Below are 22,093 nucleotides of genomic sequence, written 5' to 3' on the forward strand. Positions count from 1 at the left end.
TCAGAACAGGCCAATAGCGTCGAGTGCCGGGCCCAAGGCCAGGGCGAAGACCAGGCCGCAGATGCAGAGGGAAACTGCCGCGGCAGACCAGTTGCCCGATCCCCGCGGGGACCCCTTCAGGGCGGGCAGTGCCAGCCGCAGCGCCAGTACGGCGAAGAGGAGAGGCAGGCTGAACAGCACCATGGGGGTTACCCACGGCCTTGGGGACGGCCCTTCGTCCGGGTAGGTCATCAACATGGCGAACATGGACAGCGGCCCGGTGAGGAACATGCTCGCTGGGGCAAGAATCGCCAGGACCAGGCTGTTCGTTCCCTTGTTGCCTGGCCCTGCATTTCCTGTTCCTCCGTTGCCTGTTCCTCCGTTGCCTGGCCCTCCATTGCCGTGCACGCCCGGGGGCAGGGGAGGGTGGGGGTCCTGTGATGGCGTCGTTTCCATGATGCTCCCTCAAGTTGGTGCGGCTTGTTGGTCCAGCCATTTGCCGGCCTGCGGCTGCTTACAACCTATGAAGCTGCAGGGGGTGCGGGAAGGTACCCGGCGTCGTATGTGGAAAACTCCCGGCGGCGCTTCCCTGCAAGAATGGGCGCATGACGGACGCAACGAATGCCGAAGCGAAGAAGCAGCGGCGGGGGGATGCCTCCGCCGACGCCCGGGGAAGGGCCCGGACAGGCAGCAGCGTGGTGGACACCAGCACCCTCGTGGACGCAGAAATCGATGAGCTTCCGGCAGCGGAGCCCACCCGGGTGGGCAGCCGCCGTGCCCTTGCCTATCTGGGGGTGTGCCTGGTCCTGATCGGACTGAACCTGCGCAGCGTCTTTTCCAGCCTTTCCGCGGTCCTTCCGGAGGTGACCTCGCAGGCCGCGCTGCCGGGTTGGTCCGTGGTGGTGCTGACCACCGTTCCCGTCACCCTGCTGGGTGTGTTCGCGCCGCTTGCGCCGGTCCTGGCCCGCCGGTTCGGTGCGGAGCGGGTACTGCTGGGGGCCATGGCCCTGCTGACTGCGGGGCTGCTGCTGCGGCCAGTGGACACCGGTGCTGCCCTGGGCGGCGCCGGCCACCTGCCTGCCCTCCTGGTGGGCACGGCAGCCTGCGGCGCGGCCATCGCATTGTGCAACGTGCTTCTTCCGGGCCTGGTGAAGCGCGACTTCCCGCACCGGCTGGGACTTATGGGCGGCCTCTACACCACCGCGATTTGCGCCTCCGCCGCGCTCGGTGCCGGCTTTACCTACCCGGTCTACACCGCGACGGGGGAGTGGACCAGGGCGCTGTGGGTCTGGGCGGTGCCCGCCGCCGTCGTCCTTCTGTTGTTCCTTCCCGTGGCCGTTCGGCAGGGGACCGTCCGGCACCAGGCGGTCAGGGACGGGGTCAACGTGTGGCGCTCACCCGTCGCCTGGCAGGTGACCATCTTCATGGTGCTGCAGGCCATGATGTCCTTCAGCGGCTTCGCCTGGCTGGCCCCCATCCTCCGCGAGAGGGGTGTTGACGGGGCCACCGCGGGGCTGGTCGTTGCCGTGTGCATCGTGCTGCAGATGCTGGGTTCCCTGTTCGCCCCCGCACTGGCCGCCAGGTTCCGGGACCAGCGCGCCATCAACACGGTGGTGGCGCTGATGACCGGCAGCGGGTTCGTGCTGAGCATCCTGGGCCCGCTGGACCTGGTCTGGGTGTGGGCCGGGCTGCTGGGGCTGGGGCAGGGAAGCCTTACCGCCTGCGCGCTGACCCTGATCATGCTCCGCACGCGCGACGGGCATACCGCCGCGCATCTTTCGGGCATGATGCAGGGTGTTGGCTACGGGGTGGGCTCCACGGGAACCCTCATGGTGGGCCAGCTGCACCAGGCCACCGGGTCCTTCATTCCCGCCGGAGTCCTGTTCATGGTGGTCGGCCTGCTCGCGGCGGTCTTCGGCTACCGCTCCGGCCGGGACCGGTACGTGGGCTAGGGAACGCTGTGCGCGACTCCACCCTCCCGGCCGCCCATCCCGCCACCGGGATCTTCCGGCCCCCGTACTTCTGGGTCACCATCGGCACCTGCGCGCTGGTGTTCCTGGCCGCCTTCGAATCCCTTGCCGTGACCACCATCATGCCCCTGGTCAGCCGGGAACTGAACGGCGGAAGCCTCTACGCCCTGGCCTTTGCGGGACCCTTGGCAACCGGCGTGATCGGCATGGTGGGCGCGGGCAACTGGTCCGACCGCCGCGGCCCGGCCATGCCGCTCTACACCTCCGTGGCACTGTTCGTGGCCGGCCTGCTGATCGCGGGCACCTCAAGCTCCATGCCCGTGCTGGTTGCCGGCCGGCTGGTCCAGGGGCTCGGCGGCGGCGCCCTCACCGTGGCGCTTTACGTGCTGGTGGCGCGGTTCTTTCCCGGGCCGCTGCACCCCAGGATCTTCGCCGCATTCTCGGCCGCGTGGGTGGTTCCCTCGCTGGTGGGGCCCTTCGCCGCCGGCGTCGTGGCCCAGGTCTTCAGCTGGCACTGGGTGTTTCTGGGTGTGGTTGGCCTGGTCATTCCGGCGCTGGCAATGATCGCCCCGGTACTGCGGGGGCTTGCAGAGCGCGAAAAGACAGGAGCGCCGGATAACACTGCTCCGCCCTGGGCCCCCGGACGCCTGGGGTGGGCGGCGCTGGCCGCGCTCGCCGTGCTGGGCCTGAACCTTTCCGCCGACGTCAGCATCCCCGCTTTTCCCGCCGCCACGGCACTCCTGGCGTCCGCCGCCGTCGTCCTTGCCTTGGTGGCTGTCCGGCCCCTGGTGCCCGCCGGTACCCTCACAGCCCGCCGCGGGCTGCCGAGCGTGATCCTGGCGCGGGGCCTCGCCTCGGCGTCGTTCTTCGGCGCCGAGGTCTATCTGCCCTACCTGCTGATCGACCGGTACGAATTCCCGCCCACCCTGGCGGGCCTGACCCTCACCGGGGGTGCGCTGGCCTGGGCCGGTGCCGCCGCTGTCCAGGGCCGGCTGGGCTCCCGGCTCCCGGATCTCCGCGCCGTCCGGGTGGGGTCGCTCATGGTCCTGGCGGCCGTGCTCCTGGCCCTGGCCACCACCGCGCTGCACTGGCCGGCCGCCGTCGCCATCGCCGGCTGGGTCCTGGCGGGCGGCGGCATGGGCCTGCTCTACCCGCGCCTGAGCGTGATGACCCTGGCGCTGTCCACCAAGGAGAACGAAGGCTTCAACAGCTCCGCCATGTCCATCTCCGATTCCCTCGGCGGGGCATTGTCGCTCGCCACCACAGGGCTCGTCTTCGCGGCCTTTACGACGGCGGCCCAGTCCTTCGCGGGCGTCTTCGCCTTCACCGCGGCCATCGGCGTCGCCGCGGCACTGGTGGCACCCCGCGTCACCGCCGGGAAGCCCGCGGGGAACTAGGGCAGGCGGGTGGCGCGCAGGACGACGTCGGCAATGGTCGCCTCCTGCCCCTCCGGCCCGGTCACCGGCCGCTCCCTGCTGGTGAGGACCTCGATCTGCCACCCGGGGCCGTTGAGCTTCAGTTCGCGGACCACGTCATCACCCGTGTAGAACATGTCCAGGTGCTGGTGGTGGTCGTTGCCCCAGGGCGGCAGCCGGTGCGGGTGGTGGCCCACCACCAGCAGGGTTCCGCCGGGCTTGACGGCGGAGGCAGCCGTGCGCAGCGGGATCCGCCAGTCCAGTTCCTGGGAATGCAGGAACTGGGACGTCACCAGGTCATAGGAAGTGCCGGGTTGCCACTGCGTCAGGTCCGCCAGTTGCCAGGTGATCCGGCTGGCGATGTCGCCATTGGACGCGCGTACGCTTTCCCGCGCCAGCTCCGCCAGTTCGTGGGAATGCGCCCGTTCCAGGGCGACGGCGGAAACGTCGACGGCGGTCACGGACCAGCCCTGCTGGGCAAGCCAAATGGCGTCGGCGCCTTCGCCGCATCCCAGTTCCAGCGCCTTGCCCGGACGCAGTCCGCCGGCTTCCCGGACCAGCTGCGGGTTCGGCTTTCCGCTCCAAAGCCGCGCCTTGGTGCGGTACCGCTCGTCCCATGCCGCTGCGGGATCGATGCCGCCGCCGCCCCCTTCCGGCGCGCCGCCGCCGTCGTTCCCGTGATGCCGGTGGGTCTCCTCGTGCTGCGTCTCCTGGCGTCGGCCCGGCTGTTCGCTCATGCCTCAACAGTGCCCCGCCGGAGCCCCGAAGGCAACGCCGGGGTCGGTTACAGGGCCGCGGGGTGCTAGACTGGAGGAACTTGATGTGCAGTGATGCCGCCTGCTCCTGATCTGGAGAACCTTTCCAGGGAGTGGGCTTTCTTCATGTGAGAGGCACATCCTGCGTCGATGAACGCGTTCCATTTGGTCCCTGCCGGCTGTCCTTATTTGCAGCGGCACGGTTGATCACCTGACTTTTCTTCGGCGAACCCCTGGTCCAACCGGCATCGGGGGCCGATATCCGCATGGATACCGCCTGAAAGACCGTAAAAACTACATGACAACTTTTGCTGCCCTCGGTACTCCCAAGGCCCTTGCAGACACCCTTTCCGCCCAGGGAATTGTTGAACCGTTCCCCATCCAGGTGAAGACCCTTCCGGACACGCTGTCCGGTCGTGACGTCCTGGGCCGCGGCCGGACCGGATCCGGCAAGACCATCGCTTTCGCCATCCCGCTTGTAGCAAGACTCGCTGAGCGGGAAGCCAAGCACTTCCGCAAACCCGGCCGCCCCATGGGCCTGGTCCTGGCACCCACCCGTGAACTGGCAACCCAGATCAACGCCACCATCGAGCCGCTGGCCAAGGCCGCCGGCCTGAACACCACCGTGATCTACGGCGGCATCTCCCAGGCCCGCCAGGAAAAGGCGCTGCGTGCCGGCGTCGACATCGTCATCGCCTGCCCAGGCCGCCTGGAGGACCTGATCCGCCAGCGCATCCTGACCCTGGAGGCAGTGGAGATCACGGTCCTGGACGAGGCCGACCACATGGCCGACCTCGGCTTCCTGCCCGTGGTCAAGAAGCTCATGGACATGACCCCCAGCCAGGGCCAGCGCCTGCTCTTCTCCGCCACCCTGGACAACGGCGTGGACAAGATCGTCCAGCGCTACCTGTCCAACCCGCTCACCCACTCTGTGGACGACCCGCAGGCCGCGGTGACCACCATGGAGCACCACGTGCTGGTGGTCAACGACCAGACCGTCAAGAAGCAGCTGATCGTTGAGCTCGCTTCGGGTGCCGGCCGCCGCGTCCTGTTCATGCGGACCAAGCACCACGCCCGCAAGCTGGCCAAGACCTTGACCGACGCCGGCATCCCCGCCGTCGACCTGCACGGCAACCTGTCGCAGAACGCCCGCGACCGCAACCTCGCCGAGTTCTCCAACGGCGACGTCCGCGTCCTGGTGGCCACCGACGTCGCTGCCCGCGGTGTCCACGTCGACGACGTCGAACTGGTCATCCACGTGGACCCGCCCACCGAGCACAAGGCGTACCTGCACCGTTCCGGCCGCACCGCGCGTGCCGGCTCCGACGGCACCGTGGTCACGCTGACCCTCCCGGAGCAGCAGTCCGACGTCAAGAAGCTCATGAAGGCTGCCGGCGTCGACGTGAACTTTGAGCGCGTCACGGCAAACTCCCCGCTCGTGGCCGACCTGGTGGGCGAGATCGCCGACAAGGTCGACCCCCGCACCCGCGCCGCTCTGATGGCCGCCAAGGCTCCCCGCCAGGGCGGCGGCACCTCCACCGGTGCCAATGCTGAGCGCAAGCGTGCACGCCGCCAGGCTGCACCGTCTGCCGGTGGGCGCGGCGGCCGGGGCGGACGCGGCAAGGTTTCGGCCGAACCGGCCCGCACCGATGTTCCCCGCGCCGAGCGCCGGGCCGTGGCCTTCGAGGGCCGCACGGAAGCCCGCGCGGCATTCGACCGCAATGCCGAGCAAAATGAGGACCGCGCGGTGGCAGCAGCCGCTGCCCGCCGCAACGCCCGTGGCCGTGGTACCGCTTCGACCCACCGCAACGACGTCCCCGCAGCAGGTGGCCGCTCATCGGCCGGCCGCGGTTCGGACGGCCGTGCAGCAGAGGGCCGGGGCGATTCCCGGATCACCCGCAGCGACGCACCGCGCGGCGGCACCGGCCGTCCGGCTTCAGGCGGACGGCCCGCCGGCGGCGGCCAGCGCAGCGGCCGCCCCGCAACCGGCCAGCGTGCAGCAGCGGGGGCATCCGGCCAGCGCTCAGGTGCGGGTGCAACCGGCGGCAGCAAGGCTGTCTGGTCCTCCAACACCGGTGGAACCTCAGGCGGCTCCTACAGTGCAGGCAATGGCGGCGGCTCCGGCCGTCCGGCCCGCAGCGGCCCGCGCCGCGCGTCCGCCCCGGCGTCGAACGAACGCCGCGGCCGCTAGCCAATGAACTAGCCAATGAAAATGGCGGGCTCAACCACACGGTTGAGCCCGCCTTTTTTGTATTTGACGTACCTACCAGCCGCGGGCGCGCCACTCTTCCAGATGCGGCCGCTCGGCGCCCAGCGTGGTGGGCTTGCCGTGCCCCGGGTGCACCACGGCGCTGTCCGGGTAGGCATTGAACAGCCGCTCCGTGACATCGGACAGGAGCTGGGTGAACCGGCCGGGATCCTTCTGCGTGTTGCCCACTCCGCCCGGGAACAGCGAGTCGCCGGAGAAGATGTGGGCGGGGCCGTCCGGATCCTGGTAGACAAAAGCGATCGAGCCGGGCGTGTGCCCGCGCAGGTGCACGGCGGTCACGTCGAAGCCGTCGAAATTGCCGACGTCCCCGTGGCCAAGCCGCACGTCCACGGGAACCGGCAACGCATCGGCGTCGTCCGCTCCGGCGGCTGTCCGCGCGCCGGTGGCCTCCACCAGCCCCTTGAGCGCCCGGACATGGTCCCAGTGCTGGTGCGTGGTTGCGACCAGCGCCAGGCGCGGAGTGGCCGATGTGTCCGCAGCGCCGTCCGCGAGCAGCTGCTGGATGGCAGGGAGATCGTCAGCGGCGTCAATCAGCAGCTGTGCCCCGCTTTCCTTGGCGGTCAGCAGGTACACGTTGTTGTCCATCGCACTGACGGAGATGCTGCGGATGGTCAGGGCCGGCAGGTCGTAGCGAAGTGATTCCATGGGCTTTGTTCCAGCCACGGGCTACAGGTCCAGCGGCAGGGTGGTCGAGTAGACCTGCTTGGATGGCGGCGCGGCCAGGACCTCATGCAGCGCGCTCTTGCCTTCCGGTGTTCTCCGCCAGGCCGCGTAGTCGTCATGGTCCTGCGTGGTGGCCCAGGTTTCCACCACCAGGATGTGGCAGGGGTCGGCGTCATCCACCAGCGCTTCGATGCCCTGGTTGCCGGGCCACGCCCGGGTGGCGGCCAGCGTTTCGGACAGGTACTTCGCGGCGTTCTCGCGGTGGGCGGGGTCGATCTGGACTTCGAAGTGGACGATGGCAGGCATGGGGCTCCTTGGGCTGGGTGAGGGACGGGTTTTTGGAGAGCGGCGTTATTCCCGGCCTTCGGACACCCAGGCGGGGTCCGCTGAACGGGAGCCGACGACGGCGTCCGACGCTGCGTCGAGGGCCTCCAGGTGCGCCGGGGTGAGGTCCAGGGCAAGCGCGCCAAGGTTTTCGTCGATGCGTGCGGCCTTGCGGGTGCCGGGAATGGGGACGACCGGCAGGCCGAGCCGCTTGCCCTGGGCGAGCAGCCAGGCCAGGGCCACCTGCGCCGGCGTGGCGGCCAGCTGGTCCGCCACGGCCCGGACGGCGTCCACCACCGCCTGGTTGGCGCTTGCGGCGTCCGGCGCAAAGCGGGGGATGTTCCGCCGGAAGTCCTTCTCGCCCAGGCTTGCGGTATCGACGGTTCCGGTGAGGAATCCGCGGCCCAGCGGCGAGTAGGGGACGAATCCCACTCCCAGGGCGGCTGCGGCGGGAACAACATTGCGTTCCACGTCCCGGCTCCAGATGGACCATTCGCTCTGGACCGCGGCGATCGGGTGGACCGCTGCCGCGTCCTGCAGCTCCTGCGCCGTCACTTCTGACAGGCCCAGGTGCTTGACCTTGCCCTGCTGGACCAGTTCCGCCATGGCGCCCACGGTTTCCTCGATGGGCACCCTGACGTCCCGGCGGTGCATGTAGTACAGGTCGATGGCGTCGGTGCCCAGCCGCTGCAGGCTCCGCTCAACCGCCTGGTGCACGTACCCGGCGTCGCCACGGATGTCCGTGTAGCCGTCAGTCGGCGTGCCCACCAGCGCGAACTTGGTGGCCAGCTGGACCTCGCCCCGCCGGTCCTTGAGCAGCCGGGAAATCAGTTCCTCGTTGCTGCCGCCGCCGTAGATGTCCGCGGTGTCGATGAAGCTGACGCCGGCGTCAACGGCGTGATGCAGTGTCCGCAGTGCCTCGGCGGGGTCAACCTCGCCGTATACGGGGGTAAGGGCCATGCCCCCGAATCCAAGGGGGCTGACGGCCAGGCCGTCGCCAAGCTGGACGGTGCCGCGGCGGTCGGTGGGTGCGTTTGCCATGGGTGCTCCTGTTCGTTTCCTGCTCTTGGAATTGGTTGGCTAAAGCCAGGGGATGATGCGGTCCGCGGCCGGGCGGGTGGCCTGGATCAGCCGGGCATTTGCTTCATCGGGTCCGCCGGCCCAGGCCACCGCAGCCTCCCGGTCCATCCCGAAGGATACGTGCCGGTCCACCAGCCGCTGCAGCCGCAGCGCGGGCGGGGTCTCAAGGAACCAGACCTGGTCCAGTTGCGCCCGTACCTCCTTCCACGGTTCCTGGTCCGCCAGCAGGTAGTTGCCCTCCGTGATGACCAGCGGGACGTCCGCCGGCACGGCAATGGAGGCCGCCACCGGCTCGTCCAGGGCGCGGCGGAACTCCGGTGCGTAGACGACGGCCTCGTCCCGGCGCACCAGGCGGCGCAGCAGCGAAAGGTACCCGCCGGCGTCGAACGTATCAATGGCGCCTTTACGCTGCCGCAGCGGGGTCCCCTCGATGATGGCGTTGCCCAGGTGGAAACCGTCCATGGGAACCACAACCGACATTCCCGGGCCGAACTGCTCCTGCAGCCAGGCGGCAAAGGTGGACTTCCCGGAGCCCGGCGCCCCGGCGATGCCCAGGATGGTCCGCGTTCCGGGCGCTACCCGGTGCCCCAGGGCGTCCAAGGCGTCAGTGATCTCGGGGGAGTCCATGGCAAAAGCCTAACCGCCGGGATCAGCGGCGGCTCGACTCCACGGGATAGTCAGCGGCGGCGTGGTCCCTGGCCGGCAGCGCCTTGAGGCCGGCCGCGCAGCCCACGATGCCTGCGATGAACAGCAGTTTCACCACGCTGAACGGTTCCACCCCGGTGGCCATCGCCCAGCCCACCGTCAATGCGGCGCCAATGCCCACCCAGATGGCGTAGGCGGTGCCGAGCGGAATGCTGCGGATGGACATGCCCAGGCCCAGCATGCTCAGGGCGGCCGTAACGGCGAAGACGAGCGTGGGCAGCGGCCTGCTGAAACCGTCGGACAAGCCCAGCGCCGTGGCCCACACGGCTTCCAGGACAGCGGAGGCCAGGAGCACCAGCCAGGGAAACGGGCGCTTCATCATCACGCCACCACCTTCAGGCCAACCACGCACGCGGCGATGCCGGACAGCAGCAGCAGGCGCGCCGCCGTCGGACGTTCAACCTTGCTGGCCATCGCATAGGCGGAGGTCAGGACCACGCCCACCCCCACCCAAACCGCGTAGGCAGTGCCGGTGGGAATGGACTGCATGGCCACGGCCAGTCCGCCGGTGCTGGCGGCAACGGCCACAAGGAACAGGGCGGCAGGGGCCACGCGCCGGCGGCCGGAAGCCCGGGAGGCGTTGTGCAGGGCGGCTGCCCAGACGGCCTCCAGCGCGCCGGAAAGAAGAAGGATTAACCACGCCATGACCAGATCCTTTGGCCAGTCTTGTCGCGTGCCGGGTACTGAACCGTCGTCCGGAGGCTCGGGGTGGAGCCTTGGATCCCAGCGTAGCAACGCACGACGGCGGGCGGCCACGTTGGTGCCCAACCTCACCACCCGCGGTGGCCGGCCGGATCAACCGGCGCTCTCAGCCGGCGCGTTGCGCCAGCAGCTGTTCCACCCGCTCCGGCGCGTAGAGGCTCTCCTCCACCAGCCGGCACAGGCCCACTGCGGTGGCCTTCCGGCTGTCAGCAGGGACGATCTCCAGATCCACCAGCGAGGGTTCGAAGGCATCGGCCAGGATTTGCTGCCGGCAGGCCTGCAGGAAACCAGGGAGGACCCCCACCAGCCCGCCCACCGCCACCCGGCCGGGGTTCAGCGTTCCCACGATGGCGGCGAGGACGCGTCCGAGCACCCTTCCGGCGTCTGCGACTGCGGCACGGACGTCCGGATCGTCGTCGGCCGCGTCAACGAGCCGCCGCAGCGACCCGTAATGCGCAAATTGCGGGGCGGCAAGCAGCGCGCGCCCGGAGGCCACCGCCGCCAGGCAGCCGTCCCTGCCGCACCGGCACCGGCAGCCGGCGGCTTCCGGGATGCGCACATGCCCGATGTCACCGGCGGCCCCGTGGGCGCCGCGCACCAACGAGCCCCGGACAATGATGCCGGAGCCGATCCCGGTGCTGACCTTCACCGCGACGAGGGAGTCGAGCGGGCCGCGGACCTCCCCCACCGCCATTGACCGGGTGTCGTTTTCCAGCAGGACCGGGCAGTCGAGCCTGGATTCCATGGCCTCCTGCAAAAGCTGCAGGTCCCAATGGGCAAGGACGGTCCGCTCCAGGCCCAGGCGGTGGAGGGGGTCAACGGGGGCGGGCAGTCCCACTCCTGCCCCTACGGGTTGCCGGCCGTCCAGCAGCCGCAGCGCCTCACCCACCACCTGGTCCACCACCACCTCCTGCGCATTCCCGATCTCCACAGGGATGCGGACGGAAGCCACCACCTCCCTGCTCAGGGACAGGAGATGGATTCCGGCGTGCGTATGGCCGATTTCCAGGCACACCACCAGCTTGTCGCGGTCATCGAACCGGAGGGAGCGGGGCGGCCGGCCCCGCTGGGCGCGCAGGGGAGTGGACTCGTAGACAAGGCCCGCCGCGAAAAGTGCATCGAGCCGCTCGTAGAGGGTGGATCGCGCCATTCCGGTGATCTCCAGCAGGTCCGCCCGGCTGTACCCCGCGGTGTTGGAGCGCAGGAGCTGGAGAAGATGCCCGGCGCTGGTGGCCGGCCCCGGCGACGGCTGGGCGGTCTCGCCCACCAGCGTCCTCTGCTCCGTCATGCGGCAGGCTTCCTTTCAACTGCGGGCGCGGGTATGGCCCGTCCATCATTGACGCGATCTGTATCACACAATTATGATCGATCATCAGACAAAATACCTAGCAGCCCTTCACCCCAGGAGGCTCTAATGTCCGTTTCCGCCCACCACGACGTCAGCCGGCGAGCATTGCTGAAGGGGGGCCTGACGGTTTTGGCGGCCGGTCCGGTCCTTGCAGCCTGCGGGGTGAATACCAGCGGGAGCGGAGGCAAGGGTTCGGTCAGCTTCCTCTCCACGCAGTTCTCCCCGGTGGAGGAACGCCAGAAGTACGAGGCCACGCTCAAGAAATTCGCGGGGGACATCAGCGTGGCCTACAACCCCGTTGACACGGGCGTATTCAACACCACGCTGAAATCCCAGCTGGCAGCGGGGAAAGTCGAGGTGGGAATCGCAGGCGGACTGCACGGTGACCTGGCCCCCTTCGCCTCGCAGCTTGAGGATCTCAGCTCGCTCATGAACGACCTCTCCTCGGCGGGCTACTCCAAGGACGTGACCGAGCTGGCCAAGCTGGGCACCGACGTCCCCCGGTACATCCCCTGGATCCAGGCCACCTACGTGCTGGCCATCAACAAGAAGGCGCTGCAGTGGCTGCCGTCGGGAGCTGATGTCAACAAGCTCACCTACGACCAGTACCTTGCCTGGGCCAAGGCCGCCAAGGACGCCAACGGCCGGCCCGTCTTCGGCCTTCCCGCCGGCCCCAAGGGACTCCACCACCGCTTCTACCAGGGCTTCCTGCTGCCCAGCTTCACGGGCGGGCAAATCACCACCTTCCGCAACCAGGACGCCGTCAGCGCCTGGACGTACATGCGCGAGCTTTGGGCCAACACGAATCCGGCGTCCACCAACTACGACTTCATGCAGGAGCCGCTGGCCAACGGCGAGGTCCTGGTGGCCTGGGACCACGTGGCGCGCCTCATCACGGCCGTCAAGGACAAGCCGGACGACTGGCAGATGGTTCCGGCCCCGTCCGGGCCCAAGGGCAGGGGCTACCTCCTGATCGTGGGTGGCATGGCAGTGCCGAAAGGTTCCCCCGAGAAGGACAAAGCCTTTGAGCTCATCAAGGCCCTGTCCAAGCCCGAGGCGCAGATCGAGACACTGAAATCCAACGCATTCTTCCCTGTGGTGAAGACGGACATCGGCGGCGACCTGCCAGGCGGCATCGCCCTTGAAGCGAAGGCCGTCAAGGCACAGCAGGAGGCTTCCGACGCCCTGCTCGCCCTGCCGCCCGTGGGCCTGGGCGACAAGGACCCCCAGGTCTCCCAGCTGTTCAAGAACTGCTTCCAGGAGATCTGCCTGAACAACTCGGACGTCAAGGCCACGCTGGACAAGCAGGGCGCGGAACTGGCCAAGATCATGGACACCCTCAACGTCCCGTGCTGGGCGCCGGATCCCAAGACATCCCCCTGCAAGGTCGCGTGATGGCCGCACCGGACGCGCCGGCGGCAGCCAGGCCGCACGTTCCCCCTGCGGGGCCCAAGGTCCGTGCCCCCAGAAGGAGGGGAAGCTCCGCGGCCCTGCTCCTGATCGCCCCGTCGATCGTGTTCATGACGCTGCTCTTTGGCTGGCCGATGGTCAGCGGCGTCCTGCAGGCATTCGGCGGCCCCGAAGGCTTGACGACGGCGAACTTTACCCGGATGTCCCAGGACCCGTACTTCTGGTCCTCCGTGGGCAACACCCTCCTGCTCATCGTGGTGATGATCCCCATCCAGTTCGTCCTCGCCCTGGCGATGGCCCTGCTGATCCGGGCCAAGCCCCGGGGGGCGTCTGCCTACTTCTACATCTGGGCCATCCCGCTCGCGGTCAGCGACCTCGCCGCCGGCCTGGTGTGGCTGACGGTCTTCACGGACCGCGGCTACCTCAACTCGCTCCTTGCATCCATGGCCCAGCAGCCCGTCTCCTGGCTCGCCTATGACAACTACCCCTCCATGTTCGCGGCGGTGCTCATTGCGGAGGTGTGGCGTGCCACGTCGCTGGTGTTCGTGATTGTCGTGGCCGGCCTGCAGTCCATTCCCAAGGATTACGAGGAAGCTGCCGGGGTCTTCGGGGCCAGCTTCTGGAACCGGCTGTGGCACGTGACCCTGCCGCTGCTGCGTCCCAGCCTGCAAACAGCGTTGATCCTGAGGACCATCCTGGCCTTCCAGACATTCGCCGTTGCCCTTGCCCTCACCGGCCAGAACTTTCCGCTGGTGGTGGGCGAGACCTACCGCTGGTACACAGGCCTGCAGGATCCCAACGTGGCATCGGCGCTGGCGCTGGTGGTCATGTTCGTCTCCATGGTCACGGCCGTGGGCTACCTGAAACTCCTGAGGGACCAGACGGAGGCGGCGCGATGAGCCATGCAACGACGGCCAGGACCACTGCCGGTGCCGACCGGCCCGAACCCGAGGTGGACCGCCGGCCCCTGGCCCGGCAGCGCCGCAACCGGGTGCTCCTCCAGGTGGCCTGCATCCTGATCACGCTCTTCATGGCACTGCCCATCTACCTGATCGCCCTGGCCGCGATGTCCAGCCGGCAATCGCTGCAGAAGTTCCCGCTCAGCTTCATCCCTGACAACTTCTCCACCGAGACCATGCAGACATTCCTGCAGTCCACCGGCATCCTGGGCGGCCTCATCAACTCCGTCCAGGTGGGCGTGTTCACGCTTGTGCTGTCGCTGCTCATCGGCGTTCCGGCAGGATACGCCGTGGCGCGCTTTGCCTTCCGGGGCAGGGAGCCGTACCAGCTCTTCCTGCTGTTCACCCGCGCCCTGCCGATCGTGGTGCTGTCCGTGCCGCTGGCCCAGCTCTTCCTGCAGACGGGGCTGTACGACAGTGCGCTCGCCGTCGTCCTGCTCCACTCGGCGCTGGCCCTGCCCACCACCATCCTGATTACGGCCTCGGTGTTCCTCGGTGTTCCGCGGGACGTGGAGGAAGCGGCGCGGATCTTCGGCTGCAGCCCGGTGCAGGCCTTCCTCAAAGTGGTGCTGCCCATGGCCATACCCGGCATCGCGGCGGCCTCGATCTTCACGTTCGTCATGTCCTGGAACGAGGTCCTGGGCGCGTCGATCCTGACCCTGAACCAGCGCACCCTACCTGCCCAGGTCCTCAGCTCCCTCGCCGAATCGCCACTTGCCTACCGCTTCGCCGGCGGCTTCCTGCTGGTGGTCCCGGCACTGGTCTTCATCTTCTTCATGCGCCGCTACCTCACCAACATGTGGGGCTCCACCATCCGCTGATTGCGTCCCAGAGAGGCCGTCCCATGGCTGACATCTCCATCAAGGGTCTGCACAAGACCTACCCGGGCAGCACCGAGCTGGCCACGAACAACGTCTCCCTCGAGGTTGCCGAGGGCGAGTTCATGGTGCTGCTGGGACCCTCCGGCTGTGGGAAGACCACCCTGCTGCGCATGGTGGCGGGCCTGGACTTCCCGGACCAGGGCAGCATCTCCATCGGCGGGAGGGACGTGACCTACCTGCCCCCGCAGGACCGCAACCTGTCCATGGTCTTCCAGTCCTACGCCGTCTTCCCGCACCGGAACGTCCGCACCAACATCGCGTTCGGGCTGATGATGAAGAAGGTCCCCCGGGAAGAGCTGGAACGGAAGGTGGAATGGGCGGCGGACCTGCTGCAGCTGAGCCCGTACCTGGACCGCTACCCCGCCAACCTCTCCGGCGGCCAGCGGCAGCGTGTCGCCGTTGCCCGGGCCATCGTCATGGACGCCGATGTGCTGCTGATGGATGAGCCCCTGTCCAACCTGGATGCCCTTCTTCGCCTCGACTTCCGCGCCGAGTTGAAGAAGATCGTCCAGCAGCTGGGTTCCACCACGCTGTACGTCACCCACGACCAGGTGGAGGCGATGAGCCTCTCGGACCGGGTGGCGGTGATGAAGAAGGGCCAGATCGCCCAGCTCGGCCACCCGATCACGGTGTACGAGGAGCCGGCCGACCGCTTTGTGGGCGGATTCATCGGATCCCCGCCCATGAATTTCCTGGACGGCCGGATCACCCCGCAAGGTGGCCTGGAAGTGGGCGGCCAGAGCATTGCGGCGCCCGAATTCCTGGCCCGGGCAGCGGCCCGTACCGGCGGCACGGCGGTCATGGTGGGCATCCGGGCCGAGAACATTTCGCTGGAGCAGCGGGGCGCGGAGGGTTCCCTGGATGCGGCCGTGGAGGTGGTGGAACCGCTCGGACACGCCACCTTGCTGACCGTGGACCTGGGTGGGCAGACCGTCAAGGTCCAGGTTCCCTCAACAGCGCGGGTTTCGGCGGGGGACACGGTGGGACTGCGTTTCGAGCAAAGCGCCCTCCGCTTTTTCGACACGGAAACCCAGTTGGGGCTGACGGCGTGAGCGCCGAAGCGGACGCGACTGGTTTTCCGCTTCGGGACCTGGCGGACATGAGGCAGCGGGCCAGGGATGTCCTGGCCGCCAATGACCTGGGCACCATGGTCACCGCCGCGCCGAATCTCTATCCGCACATGTGGAGCTGGGACGCGGCCTTCGTGGCCACCGGCCTGTCCACGGTGAGCGTGGCCCGGGCGCTGCAGGAGCTGGACTACCTTCTCGCGGCGCAGTGGAAAAGCGGGATGATTCCGCACATCGTGTTCTCCGACGTCCCCGGCTACTTCCCGGACGTGGAGCGGTGGGGAACGCGCGGAGCATCGCCCGAGGGGGTGCAGTCCAGCGGCATCTGCCAGCCGCCCGTCCACGCGACGCTGCTGCGCCGCATCGTGGAGCGCGCGACGGCGGCGGGCGGCGAGGACGCCCGGCTCGCCGAAGAGTTCACCCGGCGGACGCTGCCCCAGTGGATCCGCTGGCATGCGTGGCTGCGCACCAGCCGCGGTGGCGACGGCTCGGGCCTGCTCACGATCTACCATGGCTGGGAGTCCGGCATGGATAACTCGCCGCGGTTCGACGGACCATACTCCAGGGTCCATCCCGGGCCGATGGAGCCCTTTGTCCGGACGGACACGCAAAAGGTGACCGACCGGAGCCAGCGGCCCAGCGACGAGGAATACAGCCGCTACCTCTGGCTGGTGCAGCAGATGGCCGACGTCCGGTTTGACGACGCCCGGCTGCCGGAAGTGATGGACTTCCAGGTCAAGGACGTCTTCATGTCGGCGATCTTCGCCGCGGCCAACGAGGACCTGGCCGTGTTGGCTGAACACATCGGCCTGCGCGGGGATGTGGCCCGGTTGCGGGAGTGGGCGGAGGAGTTCCGGGAGGGCGTGGACGCCACCGTGGATGACCAAACCGGGCTGGCGCGGGACCGCGATGTGCTGGCCGGTGAATGGATCGGGTTGCCCACGATGGCCGGTTTCGCCCCGCTCATCTCCACGGCGGATGACTCCCTGTTGCGGCGGCAGCTGGACATCTTCGAAGGACCGGACTGGACCGGCGACCCGCGCCTGGCCTTCCCGCTGCCGGCATCAACCTCCACCACCTATGAGGGCCTCAAACCCCGGCAGTACTGGCGCGGACCGGTCTGGCCGGTGATGAACTGGTTCCTGGCGGGCTGCCTGCGCAGGCGCGGTGACGGGGAACGGTACCTGCGGCTGCGGGACGCTTCCCTTGCCCAGCTGATGGAGGGCCACTTCGCCGAGTACTACGAACCGTTTACCGGCGAGCCGCTTGGCAGCATGGACCAGTCCTGGACGGCGGCCGTTGCCCTGGAATGGCTCGCCGATCCTGACGCCGGCTGACCCGTGGAGGCGCCGCCGTCGTCCCTTCCAGTAACCGCACCACCGGTGCGCCTCCTCATTGCCGGCGCCGGTGCACGGGGTTCCGCCTATGCCCGTCTTGCCGTGGATACCGGCCGGGCCGCCGTGGTGGGGATCGCGGAGCCGCGACGGCACCTGCGCGAAGCCATCGCGGCGGAGCTCCACGTGCCGGCGGAGCGTGTCTTCGAGGACTGGCAGGCCATGCTCCGCAACCGGCTGCCTGCCGACGGCATCATCATTGCCACCCCGGACCGCGACCACGGAAGGCCGTTTGCGGCCGCCGCAGCCCACGGCTACCCGGTCCTCCTGGAGAAGCCCATCGCGCCCGACCCCGCCGGCTGCGCGGAGCTGGCGCGCCTGCAGCAGGAATCGGGAATCAGGGCAGCCGTCTGCCACGTCCTGCGCTACACGCCGCTGACCACCCTGCTGCGGCAACTTCTCTCCGCCGGGGCAGTGGGCCGGGTCATCTCCGTCCAGCACCTGGAACCCGTGGGCTTCTGGCATTTCGCGCACTCCTACGTCCGCGGGAACTGGCGGCGTGAGGCGGAGTCCAGCCCCTTCCTGCTGGCCAAGTGCACGCACGACGTCGACTGGCTCTCCTTCATCATTGGAAGCCGGCCCCTTCGGGTGTCCTCCTTTGGCAGGCTGTCGCATTTCCGTCCGGAGGAAGCGCCGGAAGGCGCGTCAGGGCGCTGCACGGACTGCCCGGCGGAAGCCCGCTGCCCCTATTCGGCCCTGCGCATCTACGCGCCGGGCCGGCCGCCGGACGGTGCCCCTGCGGACCCCGGCAGGGCCTATTTTGCCGACGTGGTGGACCCGGGCGGCACACCGGAATCGCTGTGGAAGGCGTTGGCAACGGGGCCCTACGGGCGGTGCGTCTACTCAGGAGGCAACGACGTGGTGGACCACCAGGTGGTGAACATCGACTACGAGGACGGCACCACCGCCGCCTTCACCGCCACGGCCTTCACCGCCGCAGGCCCGCGCCGCACCAGGATCTTCGGGAGCCACGGAGAAATCTCCATCGAGGCAGGCAGCATCTCGGTCCATGACTTCCTGACCGGGACCACCACCGCCTACCCCGCCCCCGCCGCTGCCCCCACGGTGCCCGGCGAAAAGCATGAAGGCGGCGACCGGGGACTCGTGCAGGCCTGGGTCGCTGCCCTGGCCGGCGGTGACTGGTCCGGAGTGGTGTCGGGGCTGGAGGAGTCATTGGTCAGCCATGCGGTGGTTTTCGCGGCTGAGGAGGCGCGCCGGAGGGGCGCCGTGGTACCGGTGGAAGGGTTCAGTTCCCGGCTGTAACCGGATCGAGCGACACCACGGCCAGGAAGCCGCGGCCCAGGACCTCGGGCGAGTCGGCGTCGGAACCCACCACGGCGTCGTACCTGCCCAGCTCCAGCGGCTCGGTTCCGCTGTCGCTGACCGTCGCCTGCCCCTGCAGCAGCACCGCAAGCTGGCCCTCAAGCACTGGGTGGGCGCGCTTCTTGGACAGCTCGATGATGGACGTGTAGCCCTTGAAGGCGGCCGTTCGCGTGATGACGTTCAGGTCCCGGATGTCACCGGTGGGCAGTTTGGCCACGGTGGCGGCGCCGCCGTCGAACCTGAAGGGACGGTACTTCTCCAGGGGCTGTTCCGCCCCGTCCACGGTGAGCAGCAGCAATTCCCCCTCGATGACCGTCAGGACCCGCTCCATGCCGGGGAACGCGGAGAAGTCCCCGGCCTTGGCCACGTCTGCGATGCTCACACGCCAGTCCCAGCCGCCGTCGGCCGCGCCCTGGCGGGCGATTTCCCTGGTCACCCCGCCGCCGTTGCGCCATGGTTCGGCCTTGAGTTCAGCGAAGCGGATGATCTGCATCAGCCCAGCCTAGTTCGCTGCGGTGGTCACGCGTCGCAGCCCGTACCCTGTCCCTGCTACTCTCCTGCGGGGGGTCATCACGAAAACAGCCTGAAGGAGCCGGGAATGTTCGTTAAAGTGTGTGGTCTCAGCACGCCCGAATCGGTGCGTGAAGCGGTGGATGCCGGCGCGGACGCCGTGGGGTTCGTCCTCACCGCAAGCCCCCGCGTTGTCTCGCCGTCGCAGGTGGCCTCCCTGCTGTCAGGGGTCCCCAAGGGTGTTTCCCCGATCGGGGTCTTCCGGGATGAGCCCGTGGCGGACGCCATCGCCATTGCCCGGGCCGCAGGCCTGGAATGGATCCAGTTGCACGGCCAGCGGTCGCGTGCGGACGTGGCAACAGTGCACGACGCCGGCATGAAGCTGGTCAGGGCCGTCACCATGGGTGCCGCCCAGGATGAGTTCGACGACTGGGGCGAGGACCTGCTCCTGATTGACGCCGCGGTGCCGGGCTCAGGGGAATCCTGGGACTACGCCTCCGTGGCGGACCTGCCGGTGCTGCAGGGACGGAACTGGCTGCTCGCCGGCGGACTGGACGCTGCCAATGTTGGCCAGGCATCAGCGGCCGCGCATGCCTGGGGAGTGGATGTTTCCTCAGGCGTGGAGGCATCCCGGGGCGTGAAGGACCCTGCCAAGATCCGCGCCTTTGTCCACGCCGCAAAGTCGGCCGCCACGGTGTAGGCGCCGCAGCCCGGCCGGGGATCAGGGCAGGATCAGGGGAGTCCCCCAGCGCCGCGTGGCAGGGGCTGGGGGCAGAATGGGTGCATGAAGACACTTCTGAACATCATCTGGCTGGTTTTCGGCGGCCTGTGGCTGGCCCTGGGCTATTTCCTCGCGGGCGTGGTCTGCTGCCTGCTGATCGTCACCATCCCCTGGGGCATCGCCTCGTTCCGGATCGCCGCCTACACGTTGTGGCCGTTCGGCCGGATGGTGGTGGACAAGCCCGGCGGCACCGGTGTCTTCTCGCTGCTGGGCAACGTGATCTGGCTGCTCGTGGCCGGCATCTGGATCGCCATCGGCCACGTGGTGACCGCGTTCGCCATGGCCGTGACCATCATCGGGATCCCGCTGGCCATCGCCAACCTCAAGCTCATCCCGGTATCCCTTATGCCGCTGGGCAAGCAGATCGTGCCCACCAATACGCCGTTTGTGAGCAACTACCCCGTCAGCCGCTACCGCTAGGCGGATCCGTCCGGGCGCATCGCCCGCAGCACGCAGAACTCGTTGCCGTCGGGATCAGCCATGACAACCCAGGTTGCCGCTGCCCCCTGTCCCACCGAGATTTGCCGGGCGCCCAGCTCTTCCAGCCTGGCCACCTCCGCGTCCTGGTCCTCCGGGCGGAGGTCCAGGTGAAGGCGGTTCTTGAGTTCCTTCTGCTCCGGGACCCTGAGGAAAAGCAGGTCCGGCAACACGCCGTCCCCGGCGCTGCCTGCCGGCGGCTCCAGCACGATCTCGTCGTCCTCTTCATGGGTGCGGCGCCAGCCAAGCGCTTTTTCCCAAAAGGCAGCAGGAACCCGGGGGTCGGTGGAATCAATGGCAAGGGCTTGGATGCGCAGGCTCATCCGTGCAGTTTTGCATCCGGTTCCGGCATCCGTAAACCCGTGGAAGCCGCAGCCCCTTAGAGCGGCCGGAACGCCCCGTTGCGCAGGAGGGCCACCGAATCGCTTTGGTCCAGTTCCGCGGCGATGTCCACGTCCTCTGGGTAGCCGGCCCCGGTCAACTCGCGGCCGCTGGAACACAACTGGAGCATCTCACGCAGCCGAGGTTCGGCGGCTTCGAAAACGGCCATGGCAGCTACCGCCTCCGGCGCGTAGCCGTGCCTGCCGTCCCCGGCTTCGTAGCCGCCCCTGCCGGCGGCCGCCAGCCCGGCGATGAACGCGCCCGCCCCGATCTGGTCCTCCACCGCAGGCCGCAGCGTGCCGTCCGGCCAGCGCTCCCCGGCAGCAACCACCGCCAGTACCGCGTCCTCCGGAAGGTTCGCCGCCACCCAGTCGGCCGTGGCTGCGGCGTTCCGGAGGCACACTGCGGCCACCAGCGGTACGTCCCCGGCCAGCGCGTGGCAAAGTTCCGACCCGTTGGGGGAGGGCAGGACCACCTTTCCCAGGGCTTCTGCCGCGCGGAGGCTTGCGGGGGAGAGGCTCAGCCCGCCACCGCCGCGCGGGCCGGCCAGCTGCGCCTGGTGGTGGGCGGCGAAGTCTTCGGCGCTGGTGTCCCGCCACGGGTAGGGAAACACCTCCGCGCCGCGGTCCAGCGCCACACTGACGCAGGTGCTGAAGGAAAAGACATCCACCACCACCGCAATGTCGGCGCCGGACGCCACGGTCCCGGCTCCATCAAGGCCCCAGTCCAGCCTGACCGTGAACGGAAGCTGGCGGTGCGCGGCATTGGCGGAGTGCGTGTGCCGTGAACCGGAGCCCGGGGCGTTCATGCCAGTTCACCTTTCAGGTTCAGGTGCGCGGCGTCCTGCCACAGTTCCCGGGCCCGCGGGTGGTGGAAGAGCGGGTCCAGTTCCAGCAGGTGGCGCACGACGGCGGCCCTGCCGGCTGCGAAGTCGGCGTCACCGATGTGCGCGTAGTCTTTGCGGACAGCGGCAAGGTAGCGGGCGTATTCCTCAGGATCGCCGCCGAGGACCGAGAGGTCCGCGTCGCAGAGGAGGGCGCCGTCGTGGTCCCCTGGTTCGGGCTGGTGGTCCGACGTGAGCCGGACCAGCCGCGCCACTTCCGCCACCTCGTCCGGCGGCAGCCCGGTCCCGGCCAGTCGGCTTTCCGCCAGCCGGGCGGACTCCTCCTCGTCCCTGCCCGCCGCGCCGCGGTACACGGCATCGTGGAACCAGGCCGCCAGCAGCACGGTCCGCGGCGCCTCGCCCGGTTCGGTGAGCAGGTCCAGTGCCTCCAGGACGGAGAGCAGGTGGGTGCAGCCGTGGTAATGGCGGTGTGGTTCGCTCCATCGGTCCAGCAGGTCCAGGAACAGTGCGTCACGGCCCGGCATGATGGCTTCCCAGCGGGTCAGCAGTGGGACCTTCAGCGACTTGTTCCGCCGGCGTGCCGGGATCCGGAGCCCGCTGGCGATCAGTTTGCGGACCAGCACCCTGCCCTCCACCCGGACCGCGCCTGCCGCCACCAGCTCCTCAATGCGGCGTTCCGGCACATCGTAATGGTCGCCGTCGAACGCCCGCTCCGGGATCCCCGCGGCAGCTGCGAACGCATGCAGCTCATCCAGCGAAGAGTCCGAGACCAGGTGCGAGAAATGTGTTCCGTGTGCAGGCCACAGCGGCGGGTCGATGTAGATGGCCATGGAAGGAGTCTAGTGCCGCCCTTCGG

At 68.7% G+C, this 22,093-nt stretch carries 24 protein-coding genes and 1 riboswitch; of the genes, 11 read left to right on the plus strand and 13 right to left on the minus strand.

Going from position 1 to position 22,093, the window contains the following annotated elements:
• On the minus strand, positions 1-435 hold the full coding sequence (locus tag ACV095_RS02010; RefSeq protein WP_478222797.1) for a hypothetical protein: 435 nt from the start codon (positions 433-435) through the stop codon (positions 1-3).
• Positions 436-584: 149 nt separating this feature from the next.
• On the opposite strand from ACV095_RS02010, the gene ACV095_RS02015 reads away from it, so the two are divergent.
• Together ACV095_RS02015 and ACV095_RS02020 are read left to right on the plus strand one after the other, a co-directional pair.
• Positions 585-1,931 (plus strand): MFS transporter, encoded by a 1,347-nt coding sequence (locus ACV095_RS02015; RefSeq protein ID WP_478222798.1) that lies wholly within the window; start codon positions 585-587, stop codon positions 1,929-1,931.
• Positions 1,932-1,939: 8 nt separating this feature from the next.
• Positions 1,940-3,346 (plus strand): MFS transporter, encoded by a 1,407-nt coding sequence (locus ACV095_RS02020; RefSeq protein WP_018770077.1) that lies wholly within the window; start codon positions 1,940-1,942, stop codon positions 3,344-3,346.
• Here the strand turns inward: ACV095_RS02020 and ACV095_RS02025 are convergent.
• Positions 3,343-4,101, minus strand: a complete 759-nt coding sequence (locus tag ACV095_RS02025) for an SAM-dependent methyltransferase (RefSeq protein ID WP_223992840.1) — start codon at positions 4,099-4,101, stop codon at positions 3,343-3,345. The two genes, ACV095_RS02020 and ACV095_RS02025, sit on opposite strands and share 4 nt — an antisense overlap.
• Before the next feature lie 316 nt (positions 4,102-4,417).
• Between ACV095_RS02025 and ACV095_RS02030 the strand changes: the two genes are divergently transcribed.
• Positions 4,418-6,310 (plus strand): DEAD/DEAH box helicase, encoded by a 1,893-nt coding sequence (locus ACV095_RS02030; protein WP_018770079.1) that lies wholly within the window; start codon positions 4,418-4,420, stop codon positions 6,308-6,310.
• Positions 6,311-6,382: 72 nt separating this feature from the next.
• On the opposite strand, the gene ACV095_RS02035 is transcribed toward ACV095_RS02030, so the two are convergent.
• From ACV095_RS02035 to ACV095_RS02065, 7 genes are all read right to left on the minus strand, one after another.
• On the minus strand, positions 6,383-7,033 hold the full coding sequence (locus ACV095_RS02035) for an MBL fold metallo-hydrolase (protein ID WP_018770080.1): 651 nt from the start codon (positions 7,031-7,033) through the stop codon (positions 6,383-6,385).
• A gap of 21 nt (positions 7,034-7,054) precedes the next feature.
• Positions 7,055-7,357 (minus strand): putative quinol monooxygenase, encoded by a 303-nt coding sequence (locus ACV095_RS02040; RefSeq protein WP_018770081.1) that lies wholly within the window; start codon positions 7,355-7,357, stop codon positions 7,055-7,057.
• Positions 7,358-7,402: 45 nt separating this feature from the next.
• Positions 7,403-8,416 carry an aldo/keto reductase gene (locus tag ACV095_RS02045; RefSeq protein WP_018770082.1) on the minus strand — a complete coding sequence of 338 codons (1,014 nt, stop codon included), beginning with the start codon at positions 8,414-8,416 and terminating at the stop codon, positions 7,403-7,405.
• 39 nt (positions 8,417-8,455) lie between these two features.
• Positions 8,456-9,082, minus strand: a complete 627-nt coding sequence (locus tag ACV095_RS02050) for a nucleoside/nucleotide kinase family protein (protein ID WP_478222799.1) — start codon at positions 9,080-9,082, stop codon at positions 8,456-8,458.
• A gap of 22 nt (positions 9,083-9,104) precedes the next feature.
• Positions 9,105-9,482, minus strand: coding sequence for a DMT family transporter (locus ACV095_RS02055; RefSeq protein WP_056391787.1), 378 nt, complete (start codon positions 9,480-9,482; stop codon positions 9,105-9,107).
• Positions 9,482-9,805 (minus strand): DMT family transporter, encoded by a 324-nt coding sequence (locus tag ACV095_RS02060; protein ID WP_056391785.1) that lies wholly within the window; start codon positions 9,803-9,805, stop codon positions 9,482-9,484. The genes ACV095_RS02055 and ACV095_RS02060 overlap by 1 nt, the downstream gene beginning before the upstream one ends.
• Before the next feature lie 10 nt (positions 9,806-9,815).
• Positions 9,816-9,881, minus strand: a riboswitch (guanidine-III (ykkC-III) riboswitch).
• Positions 9,882-9,968: 87 nt separating this feature from the next.
• Positions 9,969-11,150 (minus strand): ROK family transcriptional regulator, encoded by a 1,182-nt coding sequence (locus ACV095_RS02065; RefSeq protein WP_056391782.1) that lies wholly within the window; start codon positions 11,148-11,150, stop codon positions 9,969-9,971.
• A 126-nt stretch (positions 11,151-11,276) separates the two neighbouring features.
• On the opposite strand from ACV095_RS02065, the gene ACV095_RS02070 reads away from it, so the two are divergent.
• From ACV095_RS02070 to ACV095_RS02095, 6 genes are read left to right on the plus strand one after another with little or no spacing between them, the layout of a single operon-like run.
• Positions 11,277-12,605 (plus strand): ABC transporter substrate-binding protein, encoded by a 1,329-nt coding sequence (locus ACV095_RS02070; protein ID WP_018772145.1) that lies wholly within the window; start codon positions 11,277-11,279, stop codon positions 12,603-12,605.
• Positions 12,605-13,519, plus strand: coding sequence for a carbohydrate ABC transporter permease (locus ACV095_RS02075; RefSeq protein ID WP_478222800.1), 915 nt, complete (start codon positions 12,605-12,607; stop codon positions 13,517-13,519). Before ACV095_RS02070 ends, ACV095_RS02075 begins: the two co-directional genes overlap by 1 nt.
• Positions 13,516-14,400 (plus strand): carbohydrate ABC transporter permease, encoded by an 885-nt coding sequence (locus ACV095_RS02080; RefSeq protein WP_144600154.1) that lies wholly within the window; start codon positions 13,516-13,518, stop codon positions 14,398-14,400. The genes ACV095_RS02075 and ACV095_RS02080 overlap by 4 nt, the downstream gene beginning before the upstream one ends.
• 23 nt (positions 14,401-14,423) lie before the next feature.
• Positions 14,424-15,512: an ABC transporter ATP-binding protein gene (locus tag ACV095_RS02085; protein ID WP_144600155.1), complete on the plus strand. Its 1,089-nt coding sequence runs from the start codon at positions 14,424-14,426 to the stop codon at positions 15,510-15,512.
• The gene (ggh, locus tag ACV095_RS02090) at positions 15,509-16,864 is read left to right on the plus strand and encodes a glucosylglycerate hydrolase (RefSeq protein WP_478222801.1); all 1,356 of its coding nucleotides are present in this window, start codon (positions 15,509-15,511) and stop codon (positions 16,862-16,864) included. Before ACV095_RS02085 ends, ggh begins: the two co-directional genes overlap by 4 nt.
• A 45-nt stretch (positions 16,865-16,909) precedes the next feature.
• Positions 16,910-18,184 carry a Gfo/Idh/MocA family protein gene (locus ACV095_RS02095; protein WP_478222802.1) on the plus strand — a complete coding sequence of 425 codons (1,275 nt, stop codon included), beginning with the start codon at positions 16,910-16,912 and terminating at the stop codon, positions 18,182-18,184.
• Here the strand turns inward: ACV095_RS02095 and ACV095_RS02100 are convergent.
• Positions 18,168-18,737 (minus strand): HutD/Ves family protein, encoded by a 570-nt coding sequence (locus ACV095_RS02100; RefSeq protein WP_478222803.1) that lies wholly within the window; start codon positions 18,735-18,737, stop codon positions 18,168-18,170. The genes ACV095_RS02095 and ACV095_RS02100 overlap by 17 nt on opposite strands.
• 105 nt (positions 18,738-18,842) lie before the next feature.
• Here ACV095_RS02100 and ACV095_RS02105 point away from each other — a divergent pair, with 105 nt between their 5' ends.
• Positions 18,843-19,454, plus strand: a complete 612-nt coding sequence (locus tag ACV095_RS02105; RefSeq protein WP_268002074.1) for a phosphoribosylanthranilate isomerase — start codon at positions 18,843-18,845, stop codon at positions 19,452-19,454.
• An 84-nt stretch (positions 19,455-19,538) separates the two neighbouring features.
• Positions 19,539-19,955, plus strand: a complete 417-nt coding sequence (locus ACV095_RS02110) for a YccF domain-containing protein (protein ID WP_134165067.1) — start codon at positions 19,539-19,541, stop codon at positions 19,953-19,955.
• Here the strand turns inward: ACV095_RS02110 and ACV095_RS02115 are convergent.
• Genes ACV095_RS02115 through ACV095_RS02125 form a run of 3 tightly spaced genes read right to left on the minus strand, consistent with a single transcriptional unit; the run spans position 19,952 to position 22,067 of the window.
• Positions 19,952-20,335 carry a VOC family protein gene (locus tag ACV095_RS02115; protein ID WP_018772136.1) on the minus strand — a complete coding sequence of 128 codons (384 nt, stop codon included), beginning with the start codon at positions 20,333-20,335 and terminating at the stop codon, positions 19,952-19,954. The two genes, ACV095_RS02110 and ACV095_RS02115, sit on opposite strands and share 4 nt — an antisense overlap.
• Positions 20,336-20,391: 56 nt before the next feature.
• Complete coding sequence (locus tag ACV095_RS02120; protein ID WP_018772135.1) at positions 20,392-21,201, minus strand: 2-phosphosulfolactate phosphatase; 810 nt, start codon at positions 21,199-21,201, stop codon at positions 20,392-20,394.
• The gene (locus ACV095_RS02125) at positions 21,198-22,067 is read right to left on the minus strand and encodes a DUF4031 domain-containing protein (RefSeq protein WP_268002072.1); all 870 of its coding nucleotides are present in this window, start codon (positions 22,065-22,067) and stop codon (positions 21,198-21,200) included. Before ACV095_RS02125 ends, ACV095_RS02120 begins: the two co-directional genes overlap by 4 nt.
• Positions 22,068-22,093: the final 26 nt, after the last annotated feature.

It is taken from the genome of Arthrobacter sp. JDC6 (assembly GCF_056484025.1).

Excerpts from the sequence above, each read along its gene's own strand:
- ACV095_RS02010 (WP_478222797.1), bottom strand. The coding sequence starts at position 435 with ATGGAAACGACGCCATCACAGGACCCCCACCCTCCCCTGCCCCCGGGC.
- ACV095_RS02015 (WP_478222798.1), top strand. The coding sequence starts at position 585 with ATGACGGACGCAACGAATGCCGAAGCGAAGAAGCAGCGGCGGGGGGAT.
- ACV095_RS02025 (WP_223992840.1), bottom strand. The coding sequence starts at position 4,101 with ATGAGCGAACAGCCGGGCCGACGCCAGGAGACGCAGCACGAGGAGACC.
- ACV095_RS02030 (WP_018770079.1), top strand. The coding sequence starts at position 4,418 with ATGACAACTTTTGCTGCCCTCGGTACTCCCAAGGCCCTTGCAGACACC.
- ACV095_RS02035 (WP_018770080.1), bottom strand. The coding sequence starts at position 7,033 with ATGGAATCACTTCGCTACGACCTGCCGGCCCTGACCATCCGCAGCATC.
- ACV095_RS02040 (WP_018770081.1), bottom strand. The coding sequence starts at position 7,357 with ATGCCTGCCATCGTCCACTTCGAAGTCCAGATCGACCCCGCCCACCGC.
- ACV095_RS02045 (WP_018770082.1), bottom strand. The coding sequence starts at position 8,416 with ATGGCAAACGCACCCACCGACCGCCGCGGCACCGTCCAGCTTGGCGAC.
- ACV095_RS02050 (WP_478222799.1), bottom strand. The coding sequence starts at position 9,082 with ATGGACTCCCCCGAGATCACTGACGCCTTGGACGCCCTGGGGCACCGG.
- ACV095_RS02055 (WP_056391787.1), bottom strand. The coding sequence starts at position 9,482 with ATGATGAAGCGCCCGTTTCCCTGGCTGGTGCTCCTGGCCTCCGCTGTC.
- ACV095_RS02060 (WP_056391785.1), bottom strand. The coding sequence starts at position 9,805 with ATGGCGTGGTTAATCCTTCTTCTTTCCGGCGCGCTGGAGGCCGTCTGG.
- ACV095_RS02065 (WP_056391782.1), bottom strand. The coding sequence starts at position 11,150 with ATGACGGAGCAGAGGACGCTGGTGGGCGAGACCGCCCAGCCGTCGCCG.
- ACV095_RS02070 (WP_018772145.1), top strand. The coding sequence starts at position 11,277 with ATGTCCGTTTCCGCCCACCACGACGTCAGCCGGCGAGCATTGCTGAAG.
- ACV095_RS02075 (WP_478222800.1), top strand. The coding sequence starts at position 12,605 with ATGGCCGCACCGGACGCGCCGGCGGCAGCCAGGCCGCACGTTCCCCCT.
- ACV095_RS02080 (WP_144600154.1), top strand. The coding sequence starts at position 13,516 with ATGAGCCATGCAACGACGGCCAGGACCACTGCCGGTGCCGACCGGCCC.
- ACV095_RS02085 (WP_144600155.1), top strand. The coding sequence starts at position 14,424 with ATGGCTGACATCTCCATCAAGGGTCTGCACAAGACCTACCCGGGCAGC.
- ACV095_RS02100 (WP_478222803.1), bottom strand. The coding sequence starts at position 18,737 with ATGCAGATCATCCGCTTCGCTGAACTCAAGGCCGAACCATGGCGCAAC.
- ACV095_RS02105 (WP_268002074.1), top strand. The coding sequence starts at position 18,843 with ATGTTCGTTAAAGTGTGTGGTCTCAGCACGCCCGAATCGGTGCGTGAA.
- ACV095_RS02110 (WP_134165067.1), top strand. The coding sequence starts at position 19,539 with ATGAAGACACTTCTGAACATCATCTGGCTGGTTTTCGGCGGCCTGTGG.
- ACV095_RS02115 (WP_018772136.1), bottom strand. The coding sequence starts at position 20,335 with ATGAGCCTGCGCATCCAAGCCCTTGCCATTGATTCCACCGACCCCCGG.
- ACV095_RS02120 (WP_018772135.1), bottom strand. The coding sequence starts at position 21,201 with ATGAACGCCCCGGGCTCCGGTTCACGGCACACGCACTCCGCCAATGCC.
- ACV095_RS02125 (WP_268002072.1), bottom strand. The coding sequence starts at position 22,067 with ATGGCCATCTACATCGACCCGCCGCTGTGGCCTGCACACGGAACACAT.